We start from the raw sequence: 12,448 nt of genomic DNA on the forward strand, positions 1-12,448 counted from the left end.
AAGACCATTACATATCAACTGGCATTAGGAGGAGTTACATGAACAAATTTTTAAGAGTCTTATTTGTCCTGGTTATCATCGCCATGACTGGAGCGATTATCTTCCAGCTATTCTTTCCATCCTATATGGGAAGTCATTCGGGATATGGTATTTCTGTCGGTTGGCAGTGGGAGATTGGGATTTGGAATGTGGCGGTCCTTGTGATCCTGATTGCTGTCAATCTCAAATACGATTGGTTTTATCTTCGGACGGTTCTATTGGCTTTGATCCTAGGTGGGCTTGGGATCGGGACCAATCATCTCTACAGTTATTTTCACTATCATCTGCCGGTCAATGGGATCGGTGCGCTTGAAAATTATCTCCTAGTCCTTGGTTGGATTGTTGGGTGGAGATTGGAATCTTCTCGGATCAAGAAGAAATAAGAAGGAGCAGTCAAAGGGCTGCTCTTTTTCATCTTCAGTTTTTCCTTGACAAACAAAAGGAAAACGTTTACAATTTTAAATATAAAGTTTCCTGAAAAGAAAACAAAAAAGGTGAAAACAAGGAGATCATCATATGGCTACTATGAAAGCAGCTCGCTGGCATGCAGCAAAAGACGTTCGTATCGAAGAAGTGGAAGTACCTGAAGTACAACCACATCAAGTAAAAGTGGCAGTTAAGTTCACAGGGATCTGTGGTACGGACTTGCATGAATATTTGGATGGACCGATCTTCATCCCAACTGAAGAACATGTGTATTCTGGTCAAAAAGCACCGGTTACTTTGGGACATGAATTCTCTGGTGAAATTGTAGAAGTCGGAAGTGATGTGACTCGTGTCAAAGTTGGCGATCGTGTCACTATCGAACCAATTCTTGCAGAGCACAACTTAATTGGTGATTATAACCTCGATCCAAACTTGAACTTTGTCGGACTCGCTGCAGATGGTGGTTTTGCTAAATATTGTGTTCTTGATGGTGATCTTGTCCATGTGATTCCAGATAGCTTGAGCTATGAACAAGCCGCTCTTACAGAACCTGCTGCGGTTGCTGTGTATGCCGTTCGTCAATCTGCTTTGAAAACTGGAGATACAGCTGTTATCTTTGGTTTGGGCCCAATTGGTCTTTTGATTGTTGAAGCCCTTCGTGCAGCAGGAGCATCAAAAATCTATGCGGTTGAATTGTCTCCTGAACGCCAAGCTAAGGCTGAAGAATTGGGTGCCATTGTGGTTCGTCCAAAAGAAGGTGAATCAATCGTTGAAGCGATCCATCGTTTAACAGGTGGTGGAGCAGATGTTTCTTATGAAGTTACTGGGGTTCCAGTTGTTTTAGGTCAAGCCTTGGCAGCTGTTCATAAAGCTGGGGAATGTATGGTCGTATCTATCTGGGAACGTGAAGCTAGCATCAATCCAAATGAATTCGCTATTCAAGAAAAATCCCTCAAAGGAATTATTGCCTACCGTCACATCTTCCCTAAAGTCTTGGAATTGATGGAACAAGGCTACTTCTCTGCTGAGAAATTGGTTACTAAGAAAATCAAATTGGAAAATATCGTTGAAGAAGGATTTGTTGAATTAACACAAGATAAATCTCAAATCAAGATCTTGGTTCAACCTGAATAAGCAAATAAATTTATATGAAATATATGAGGCTGAAACGTTTCGTTTCGGCCTTTTATGATACAATAAAAGTAAGGAACAGATTTAGGAGGGGACTATGTCAAAGACGATGAAAGGAACACTCATGACCTTGATCGCTGGGATCGCTTGGGGACTATCCGGAGTTAGCGGGCAATATTTAATGGTTCATGGATTTTCGGCTATTGAGTTAACAAATCTCCGTTTGCTTTTTTCTGGAATTGTCCTTATTCTTCTTTCCTACGTTGCAGATAAGGAGAAGTTTTTGGCCTTTGCCAAAGATAAATCTTCCTACCTTCCCCTTCTTATTTTTGCCTTTTTAGGATTGTTATTGACTCAGTTGACCTATTTAGAGGCGATTGCTGAAACCAATGCTGGGACTGCTACGGTGTTACAGTATCTCTGTCCAGTGGGAATTTTAGCCTATACCTGTATCATGGATAAGGTGGCCCCTACACTAGCAGAAGTGTTTTCGATGCTTCTAGCGATTGGTGGCACATTCTTAATAGCAACCCATGGTCAACTCAATCAATTGGCCATCAATCCCAAAGGTTTGGCTTGGGGAGTGGTGTCAGCATTTGCCTATGCCCTTTACATCATTCTACCTCTGAACTTAATTCAAAAATGGGGAAGCATGCTGGTGATTGGAGTTGGGATGACTATTCCAGGAATCCTAATGCTCCCTTTTAGTGGTCTTCTCTCTTCTTCTGGAAACTACAGACTCGATACCTGGATGGCCCTTTTTGGCTTGGTGGTGATTGGGACGATTTTTGCCTATACAGCCTTTCTGAAAGGAACCTCTTTGGTAGGAGCCGTTAAAGGAAGCTTGCTGGCGTCCTTTGAGCCTGTTTCGGCAGTTTTCTTTGCCTTTGTCATTATGAAGGAGCATTTTTTTATGGTTGATGTGATTGGGATGGCCATGATCCTCCTTGCAGTTCTCTTGATTTCCCTCAAGGATTTCATGATTCAAAAAGAAAAAGGAATCTTGTGAAACCAAGATCAATTATTTTTCAGTTAAAAGGTTGAGACGAAGGTCTTGGCCTTTTTGTGATCCTCGCCCTCTGAGGGAGAGTTATCACTATATAGCGTATACATAGATAGAAAAAGATGTTAAAATAGAACAAAACTTTTTTAAGGAGATGAGGATGAAAAAGATTTTTAAATGGACCCTATTTGCTGTAGCGACCTTGAGTTTAGCGGCTTGTGGAACTACTGCTCAAAAGACAAATTCGCAGCAAGCAAAGACAGAAAAAGCAGCGAAAAGCTCGGCATCTGACGGTCAAGTCGAGGTGAGTTTAAAAGGAGGACAATACATCAAACCACCTGTCCTCAATGACTCAGAAGACGGAACCTATTTAGCCCTTCAATTAGAATTTAAAAATGTTGCCAAAGAATCTATCAACGTGTCAGATTCAGATATCACCATTTACGATGCAGATAATAACAAGGTCAAATTGCAGTCAGGAATTTATGACCAAAGTGAAGCCTTCCAACTGCTCAAGAGTGATCAGTTGGCCCAGGATAAAAAATTAACCGGCTATATCGTTTTTCCAGTCGAAAAAGGCAAGAAGTACGAAGTGCAGTATGAACGAAAAACCTATAGCTCTGATAAAAAATCCAAGCCTTTAAAATTTGCGGTGGATTCTTCTCAGTATGAGGATAAGGTGGAAGCTTCCACTATTCTAGCAGATGAATACATCAATCAAGTTTACTTCAGTGGCCAACGAAGGGTCAAAAAGGATGACGCTTTTGTTTTGGGAACTGATTTGAAAAAGGAAGCCAGTGATTTCCGTGCGAAATTTGCGGCTGACTTTACTCGTAAACTACATGATTACCAATTCTCTGAAGAAGAAGTGAACCAGTTTATCGATGCTTATGAAAAGGAAAATGCTAAGCGTGCAAAATTAACCTATAAGGTTAAACAATACCTCCCAGACAAGGTGGTTATTAGCCTGAATCCTGAGACAGTCAGCATGGAAAAGACGATTTTAAACCACATGCAGACCTTCTATCAAGAACATCGAAAAGACTATCCAGGTATCATCGAGGCAAATCAGGCTCAAAACAAAGCCTATAGAGAGGAAATGATGGCTTCTCTTGCAGATCGCCCCTTGACGACGCCGGATCGATACGACTACCAGTTGACCTTTGTTAAGAAAGATGGCAAATGGGAAGTAGAAAAAGCCTACAATAGTGATAGCTTTATGGAAAAATTCGAGGGAAATCTTTCTTAATGCTGAAGTTGGCACTCCTAGGACATGAATCTAGGAGTGTTTTTATCTATAGTTTGAAACTATATCAAAACCCAAGAAACAGGAATTAGACGGAAACGCCTATTAGTGATAAAATAATTTTAAGTTTGAAAGGAGATGAAGGCTTGTGTCTTTTTCTTATGAAGAGTTAGCAGAGATTCGCCACTATATCCACCAACACCCAGAATTGTCTGGTCAAGAATACCAGACAACCGCCTTTCTAGAAGAGCGTTTAAAAGAGTTGGGGATTCGTATTTTAGAGAGTGGATTAAAAACTGGTCTGATTGCAGAAATTGGGTCCGGCCAACCGGTGGTGGCACTTCGAGCAGATATCGATGCCCTTCCAATTTTGGAACAAACGAATCTGCCCTACCAAAGTCAGAATCCAGGCGTCATGCATGCCTGTGGCCATGATTTTCATCAAACCAGTCTTCTGGGAGCAGCAGCCCTTCTCAAGGAAAAAGAAGACCAGCTTGAAGGAACCGTACGCTTGATCTTTCAGCCAGCAGAAGAAATCTCAGAAGGTGCTTCTGATGTTTTGTCAACAGGACTGTTGGAGGATGTTCAAGGAATTATTGGTTTTCACAATATTCCCCAGCTAAAAGCAGGGCAACTTGCTTTGAATGCTGGAGCTATGATGGCAGGGGTTGAGAAATTCAAGGTTACCGTGACAGGGGTTAGTAGTCATGCTGCAAGACCGGATTTAGGAGTTGACACTGTAACGGCCGTCACAACCATGGTTCAGAACTTACAATTATTAATTTCACGGACCGTTTCTCCTTTTGAAACAGCTGTTTTGTCCATTACGCACCTGGATGTGGGCTCAACCTGGAATGTACTTCCTAAATCAGGCTATTTTGAAGGAACGATTCGCTCCTTTAATCCGAGTGTGCAAAGAGACTTGAAGGCACATTTTATTTCCATCATTCGACACATTGCAGAAAGTCTGGAAGTGGATGTGACTTTTGAGTGGGGTGTGACCCCGCCCGTTACCTTTAATGATGAGGAATTGACGCAGGTGGTTTGGGAAGCTTCACAAGGTTTGGCTGAAGTGATTCCAGCAAATCCTTCTACTGCTGGAGAAGACTTCGCCTTTTACCAAGAGCGAATTCCTGGAGTCTTTGCCTTTATCGGTTCCAATGGAGAGCCGGATGCGCCAGACCTCCATCATGATCACATGACCATCGATGATGCAGCCTTTGAGGTATCGGTTCCCTATTATGTTGAAAATGCGCAAGCTTTATTGCGATATTTTAAGGCCAAAGAAGTGTGATAAAGAAAAACTATCACCTCCATAAAAAATATATATTAGGCAAGTAAATGCTTTTTTGATAAAATTAAAAAATACTTTTAAAATGGCGTTTTATGTGCCTGAAACGAATAAGGAGATCCTATGAATCTAAAAAAAGTGATTAAGTATTCTGCTTTAGGATTAGTTGCAGTCCTTGCAACCAGTGCTTTAGTAGCATGTTCATCTGGTAAATCAGCCAGTGGTAAGAAAACCATTGAAGTTGGGACCGTTGGAACAACCAAACCATTCTCTTACGAAGAAAAAGACGGCAAGCTAACCGGTTATGAAATCGAAGTTTTGCGTGAAATCTTCAAAGGTTCAGACAAATATGAAGTAAACTTTAACAAAACAGAGTGGTCTTCAGTCTTTGCTGGCTTAGATAGTGACCGTTTCCAAATCGGTGCCAACAACATTAGTTACTCAAAAGAGCGGGAAGAAAAATACCTCTATCCAAATCCATATGCTCGTAATCCATTAGTGTTGGTCGTACCAAAAGATTCTTCTATTAAATCGTTGGATGACATTGGTGGCAAGAAAACAGAAGTTGTTCAAGGAACATCTACTGCTAAACAATTAGAAGATTACAATAAAAAACATTCAGATAATCCAACTGACTTGCAATACACAGATGGAACCATTCAAACCATCATGGCTAATCTAGCGGATGGTCGTACAGATTACAAGATCTTCGAACGGATCTCAGTAGATACTATCATTCGTGATCAAGGCTATGACAACTTGAAGGTTATTGAGCTTCCAAGCGACCAACAGCCTTATGTGTATCCAATTATTGCAAAAGAAGATAAAGACCTTCAAAAATTTGTCAACAAACGTATCAAGGAACTCTATGACAATGGAACCCTTGAAAAACTGTCTAAAAAATACTTTGGTGGAGTTTATCTACCAGAAGCAAAAGATATTAAAGAATAATATATAATTAAAGGAGACTTCAAAATGAAATTGAAAAAAATTCTTGGTTTAACAGCTCTTGCAGCTATTGCAACATTTGCTCTTGCAGCATGTGGTTCTTCAAAATCATCTAGCAAAGATGGTGAAACAACTGTAAAAGTGGGTGTTATGACTTTGAGCGACACTGAAAAAGCTCGTTGGGATCAAGTTCAAAAGAACTTGGATGACGCCAAAACAGGAATCAAATTGGAGTTCACTCAATTTACAGACTACTCACAACCAAACGTGGCTGTAAAAGATGGCAGCGTGGATATCAATGCTTTCCAACACTACAACTTCCTTGATAACTGGAACTCTAAAAACGACAATGCCCTTGTTGCAGTAGCAGATACCTACATCGCTCCAATCCGTCTTTACTCTGGTACAGAAAACGGTAAAAACAAATACACTTCAATTAAAGAAATTCCTAAAGGTGGAACAATCGCTGTACCAAATGACCCAACAAATGAAAGCCGTGCCTTGTATGTCTTGCAATCAGCAGGTTTGATTAAATTGGATACTAAAGATGGACAATTGGCTAACGTGTCAAACATCAAAGAAAATCCAAAAGATTTGAAGATTTCTGAATTGGATGCTTCACAAACACCATCTGCTCTTCCATCAGTAGATGCTGCAGTCATCAACAATACCTTCGTTCGTGAAGCAGGCGTTGATTTCAAAAAAGCTATCTATGTTGAAAAGAAAGACAACAACTCAAAACAATGGTACAACGTGATCGCCGCTAAGAAAGATTGGGAAAAATCTGATAAAGCAAAAGCAATCAAAGAAATCATCAAAGCCTATCACAAAGACAATGTGAAGAAAGTGATCGAAGAATCTTCAGAAGGAATGGACCAACCAGTCTTCTAAGATTCGATCTCAAGTGTATGAAGGAGGTGGAGAAGCAATTCTCTACCTCTTATCGTGTATTAGGAGGAATGCATGCCTTTTGCAACAGAAGCGGAACAAATCCGTAAATTTGAAAATGATGAGGTCGCACAACATTATTTTGAAGTGTTGCGAACCTTGATTTCAAAAAAATCCATCTTTGCCCAACAAGTTGGTCTCAAGGAAGTAGCCAACTATTTGGGGGAAATTTTTACAGCTGCAGGAGCCAAAGTCGAAGTTGATGATAGCTATACAGCACCTTTTGTGATTGCCAAATTTTTCTCGCCAAATCCTGAAGCCAAAACCATCATTTTTTATAACCACTATGATACGGTACCAGCTGATGGAGACCAACCTTGGACGGGAGATCCCTTCACCTTATCAGTTCATTATGGAACCATGTACGGTCGAGGGGTTGATGATGACAAGGGGCATATCACAGCTCGTCTCACAGCTCTTCGAAAATACATTCGTGAAAGTGGCGATTTGCCAGTCAATATCACCTTTATTATCGAAGGGGCAGAGGAGTCTGCATCGACGGACTTGGATAAATATTTGGCCAAACACAAGAAACACTTGCGTGGGGCAGACCTCTTAGTCTGGGAACAAGGTACCCGAAATAATCAGGGGCAGTTGGAAATTTCCGGTGGTAGCAAGGGGATCGTCACTTTTGATATGGTGGTGAAGAGTGCAGAAGTGGATATCCATTCCAGCTATGGTGGCGTGGTGGACTCTGCTTCTTGGTATTTGTTAAATGCTATCGCCAGTCTTCGTGACAAAGAAGGCCGAATCTTGGTGGATGGGATTTACGATCAGATCCAAGAACCCAATGAACGCGAGCTAGCTTTGATCGAGCAATATGCCAACAAAGGACCAGAAGATGTAGCGGAAACCTATGGTCTAAGCCTTCCAATCTTGAAGGAAGACCGAAAAGAATTCCTACGCCGTTTCTATTTTGAACCAGCCCTGAATATTGAAGGTTTTGGCTCTGGTTACCAAGGACAAGGTGTTAAAACGATTCTTCCGGCAGAGGCACGTGCCAAGATGGAGGTGCGTTTGGTTCCTGGACTGGATCCCAAGGATGTCTTAGAAAAGATCAAGCAGCAATTGAAGAAAAATGGCTATGATCAGGTCGAATTGGTCTATACTCTCGGTGAAATGAGTTACCGAAGTGATATGAGTGCCCCATCGATTTTAAATGTCATTCGGTTGGCCAAAGATTTCTATAGAGAAGGAGTTTCTATTCTTCCAACAACAGCGGGGACAGGGCCCATGCATACGGTATTTGAGGCTTTACAGGTACCGATGGCAGCCTTTGGAATTGGCAATGCCAATAGCCGTGATCATGGGGGCGACGAAAATGTGAAAATCGCCGATTATTATACCCATATTGAATTGATAAAGGAGTTAATAGCAAGTTATGAGTAAAGCAATGATTCAGCTGGACCACATTGATGTGACCTTCCAGCAAAAGAAACGTCAGATCCAAGCCGTCAAAGATGTGACTATTCATATTAATGAAGGCGATATCTATGGGATTGTAGGGTATTCCGGAGCTGGGAAATCGACCTTGGTTCGGGTGATCAATCTCTTGCAAGTGCCTAGTGCCGGAACCATCACTGTTGATGGTGATGTGATTTATCAAGATCAGGTGACCTTAAAACCGGCTACCCTTCGGGAGAAACGTCGGGATATCGGAATGATTTTCCAACACTTCAACTTGATGGCTCAAATGACTGTCGCAGAAAATGTAGCCTTTGCTCTTAAACATTCTAAATTAAACAAAGAACAAAAGAATGAGAAAGTGGCGAAATTGTTGGAACTGGTTGGTCTATCTGACCGTGCAGAGAATTATCCAGCACAATTGTCTGGTGGTCAAAAGCAGCGGGTAGCGATTGCGCGTGCCCTTGCCAACGATCCAAAGATTTTGATCTCAGATGAGTCAACTTCAGCCTTGGATCCAAAGACGACCAAACAAATTCTAGCTTTGTTGCAAGAATTGAACAAAAAACTTGGTTTAACCATTGTCTTGATCACCCATGAGATGCAAATCGTCAAAGATATTGCCAACCGGGTAGCTGTCATGCAAAATGGCGAACTGATTGAAGAAGGGTCTGTGTTAGATATCTTCTCGAATCCGAAAAATGCTTTGACGCAAGACTTTATCACAGTTGCAACAGGAATCGATGAAGCCATGGTGAAAATCAATCAACAAGCGATTGTGAAGAACTTGCCTGATGATTCGATTTTGGCACATCTCAAGTATGCAGGTTCTGTGACAGATACAGCCATCATCAATGATATTTACAAGCAGTACCAAGTATCTGCCAACATTTTATTTGGGAACATCGAGATCCTTGATAACACGCCTGTTGGAGAATTGGTGGTCATCTTATCAGGTGAAAATCAAAATCTGGAAACGGCCAAAGCTGAGTTAGAAAACGCAGGAGTTTCCGTGACTATTGTGAAAGATGGGAGAAAAGTATGATCCAGTTAATTCAAACATATTTACCAAATGTCTATAAATTAGGGTGGTCTGGCCAGTATGGATGGGGCACCGCTATTTATTTGACTCTTTACATGACCGTTATTTCCTTCATTATTGGTGGATTTCTAGGTTTGGTGACAGGACTTTTGTTAGTCTTGACCCGTCCAGGTGGTGTCATCGAAAATAGAATCGTTTTCCAAATTTTGGATAAGATTACTTCCTTGTTCCGCGCCATTCCTTTCATTATCTTGTTGGCCTTTATTAATCCTTTGACCTACTTGCTCTTGAAAAATACCATCGGTCCTACAGCAGCTCTTGTTCCGCTATCCTTGGCAGTCTTTCCATTCTTTGCCCGCCAAGTCCAAGTAGTCTTGTCCGAGTTGGATGGAGGCGTGATTGAAGCAGCACAAGCCAGTGGGGCAACCTTCTGGGATATTGTTGGTGTCTACCTTCGTGAAGGGCTTCCTGATTTGATCCGTGTAACAACAGTGACCATCATTTCCTTGATTGGAGAAACCGCCATGGCGGGTGCCGTTGGTGCTGGAGGATTAGGAACCTTAGCCATCAACTACGGGAAAAACATGTTTAACAATGATGTCATCTTTGTGGCGACCCTATTGATCCTGATTTTGATCGTTCTGGTCCAATTTATCGGGGACTTCCTTTCGAAGAAAATTAGCCACCGTTAGGATCAGTATCCAATGAATAGAATAAATGTGAATCAAGTGAAACAAGTTGGAGCCTTCGTCTTCCTCTATTTTCTTGCGATTGGACTGGGGGTCTTAGTTGGAAATCTGGTCGATCATCAAGGAAATATGTTTTATGCTCCTGCCTTTTCAGCCTTGTTTGGCGGGATGATCTACCGCTATTATCTAGAAAAAATAAAAGGAGTTGGATCTATCTTTATAGTTGGCTGCGTGATCGGATCCTTCTTCCTCTTTTCGCGTCATGGTGCAGGGGCCTTTATTCCAGCCTTGATCGCCGGAAGTTTTGCGGAAATGGTCGCCTCAAGTGGTCGTTTTCGCTCGAATTTACGAAATGCCTTGTCTTTTGTCATTTTTGCCTTTGCGACGACAGGGCCCATTCTTATGATGTGGTTCTATCCAGCCAGTTACCGCATGTCGTTACTGGATCGTGGTAAATCGATAGACTATGTCAATCGGGTGATGGTATCACCAGATCTAGCGACCATCACTTGGTTTGTCCTCACGGTCATATTGGGTGCTGGATTAGGATGGGGACTATCGAACTTCCTTCTTCCATTATTGGACAAAAAAGGAGATAAAGATGCACAATAATTTACTAGTTCTTCAGTCAGACTTTGGTTTGGTGGATGGAGCAGTATCCGCTATGATTGGGGTTGCTTTAGAAGAATCGCCAACCCTTAAAATTCACCACTTAACTCATGATATTACCCCCTACAATATCTTTGAAGGGAGTTACCGTCTCTTTCAGACAGTAGATTACTGGCCAGAAGGGACGACCTTTGTTTCGGTGGTCGATCCTGGTGTTGGTTCTAAACGAAAGAGTGTGGTAGCTAAAACGGCGAAAAATCAATACATTGTCACTCCGGATAATGGCACTCTCTCTTTTATCAAGAAACATGTAGGGATTGTTGCTATCCGTGAGATTTCAGAGGTGAAGAATCGTCGAGCCAATACAGAGTTTTCTTATACCTTCCATGGCCGTGATGTCTACGCCTATACAGGAGCTAAGTTGGCCAGTGGCCATATTAGTTTTGAAGACGTCGGACCAGAACTCAGTGGCGAACATATTGTGGAAATCCCAGTGGTTGAGACGGTTCTTGAGGACAATCTTGTTAAAGGTGCGGTTGACATTTTAGATGTGCGCTTTGGTTCTCTTTGGACTTCCATTACTCGGGAAGAGTTCAATCATTTGTCACCTGAATTTGGGGAACGTTTTGAAGTAACCATCTATAACAATGACATGCTGGTTTACCAAAACCAAGTAACCTACGGTAAGTCTTTCGCCGATGTGCGAATTGGACAGCCAATCCTTTATATCAATTCCCTTTATCGTGTTGGTCTTGCCATCAACCAGGGATCCTTTGCCAAGGCCTATAATGTAGGAGTTGGGGCTTCTTGGCATATCGAGATTAGAAAAATGGAAAATTAATAGGAGATATCATAATGAAACAGAAATCATTATTTTCAATTAAAGATGTTGTAGCTATTGGGGTTGGAGCAGCCCTCTTTGTCGTAATTGCTATGTTGCAAATCCCTGCACCTGCACCGAATACGAGCATTCAGTTGCAATATGCCCTTCAAGCTCTCTTTAGTGTAGTTTTTGGTCCGATTGTCGGTTTCTTAATCGGCTTGATTGGTCATGCCATTAAGGATGCTATGTCAGGTGGTCTTTGGTGGACTTGGATCATTTCAAGTGGTTTGTTTGGACTCTTTGTTGGTTTCTTCCGCAAACAAATCGGTGAATTCAAAGGGGAAGTGACAAAGAAAGAATTAATTGTCTTTAACGTCGTTCAAATCGTATCCAACCTTGTGATCTGGGGCTTGATTGCTCCGGTTGGAGATGTCTTGATCTACAAGGAAAGTGCCAATAAAGTCTTCCTACAAGGTGTTGTTGCGGGTTCATTTAATGCATTAACAGTAGCTGTTGCAGGTTCTCTTCTCTTGATTGCTTATGCACGGACTCAAACAAAAGATGGAAGTTTGACCAAAGATTAAATGTACAGAAGATAAGAGAGTGAAACAGAAAGCGGTAATTCGTTAGAATTCGATTTCGTCGTCCCACCTCCGCACAGTTGAGTAGGGCTGTAAAAGCTGATGAAATCAGCGTAGTAGAGCCCACTCAACCACTGCGTCTTGCTCGACAATCCAAAAATAATTGAGAGGCTAGGACTTTTGTCCCAGCCGCTTTTTTGTTTTATCAAAAATATTTTTTACAAAATGCAAGATATATATTGCAAAATAGAAAATATAGTGTATAATA

Annotated in this window: 13 protein-coding genes; all 13 read left to right on the forward strand. The window is 41.6% G+C overall.

The window, feature by feature from the left end; translation table 11 throughout:
• Positions 1-38: 38 nt before the first annotated feature.
• Positions 39-422, forward strand: a complete 384-nt coding sequence (locus ABVF55_RS03400) for a hypothetical protein (protein ID WP_445285536.1) — start codon at positions 39-41, stop codon at positions 420-422.
• A 133-nt stretch (positions 423-555) separates the two neighbouring features.
• Positions 556-1,599, forward strand: a complete 1,044-nt coding sequence (locus ABVF55_RS03405; protein ID WP_320909790.1) for a 2,3-butanediol dehydrogenase — start codon at positions 556-558, stop codon at positions 1,597-1,599.
• 94 nt (positions 1,600-1,693) lie between these two features.
• Positions 1,694-2,605: a DMT family transporter gene (locus ABVF55_RS03410; protein ID WP_003013343.1), complete on the forward strand. Its 912-nt coding sequence runs from the start codon at positions 1,694-1,696 to the stop codon at positions 2,603-2,605.
• Positions 2,606-2,759: 154 nt separating this feature from the next.
• Positions 2,760-3,848, forward strand: a complete 1,089-nt coding sequence (locus ABVF55_RS03415; RefSeq protein WP_445285537.1) for a DUF4352 domain-containing protein — start codon at positions 2,760-2,762, stop codon at positions 3,846-3,848.
• Positions 3,849-3,993: 145 nt separating this feature from the next.
• Positions 3,994-5,139, forward strand: a complete 1,146-nt coding sequence (locus ABVF55_RS03420; RefSeq protein WP_445285538.1) for an amidohydrolase — start codon at positions 3,994-3,996, stop codon at positions 5,137-5,139.
• Between the two features lie 120 nt (positions 5,140-5,259).
• Entirely contained in the window at positions 5,260-6,087 is an 828-nt protein-coding gene (locus ABVF55_RS03425; protein ID WP_031572958.1) for an amino acid ABC transporter substrate-binding protein, read from the forward strand.
• A 24-nt stretch (positions 6,088-6,111) separates the two neighbouring features.
• Positions 6,112-6,975 (forward strand): MetQ/NlpA family ABC transporter substrate-binding protein, encoded by an 864-nt coding sequence (locus tag ABVF55_RS03430; RefSeq protein WP_023918949.1) that lies wholly within the window; start codon positions 6,112-6,114, stop codon positions 6,973-6,975.
• A gap of 72 nt (positions 6,976-7,047) precedes the next feature.
• Entirely contained in the window at positions 7,048-8,421 is a 1,374-nt protein-coding gene (locus ABVF55_RS03435) for a M20/M25/M40 family metallo-hydrolase (protein WP_118095486.1), read from the forward strand.
• Entirely contained in the window at positions 8,414-9,481 is a 1,068-nt protein-coding gene (locus tag ABVF55_RS03440) for a methionine ABC transporter ATP-binding protein (protein ID WP_445285539.1), read from the forward strand. Before ABVF55_RS03435 ends, ABVF55_RS03440 begins: the two co-directional genes overlap by 8 nt.
• Positions 9,478-10,170 carry a methionine ABC transporter permease gene (locus tag ABVF55_RS03445; protein ID WP_003008487.1) on the forward strand — a complete coding sequence of 231 codons (693 nt, stop codon included), beginning with the start codon at positions 9,478-9,480 and terminating at the stop codon, positions 10,168-10,170. The genes ABVF55_RS03440 and ABVF55_RS03445 overlap by 4 nt, the downstream gene beginning before the upstream one ends.
• 12 nt (positions 10,171-10,182) lie before the next feature.
• The gene (locus ABVF55_RS03450) at positions 10,183-10,779 is read left to right on the forward strand and encodes an MptD family putative ECF transporter S component (RefSeq protein ID WP_247919954.1); all 597 of its coding nucleotides are present in this window, start codon (positions 10,183-10,185) and stop codon (positions 10,777-10,779) included.
• Complete coding sequence (locus ABVF55_RS03455; protein ID WP_445285540.1) at positions 10,769-11,617, forward strand: SAM hydrolase/SAM-dependent halogenase family protein; 849 nt, start codon at positions 10,769-10,771, stop codon at positions 11,615-11,617. Before ABVF55_RS03450 ends, ABVF55_RS03455 begins: the two co-directional genes overlap by 11 nt.
• Positions 11,618-11,631: 14 nt before the next feature.
• The gene (locus ABVF55_RS03460; RefSeq protein ID WP_003008479.1) at positions 11,632-12,183 is read left to right on the forward strand and encodes an ECF-type riboflavin transporter substrate-binding protein; all 552 of its coding nucleotides are present in this window, start codon (positions 11,632-11,634) and stop codon (positions 12,181-12,183) included.
• Positions 12,184-12,448 lie beyond the last annotated feature (265 nt).

The organism is Streptococcus sp. KHUD_012, assembly GCF_052588255.1.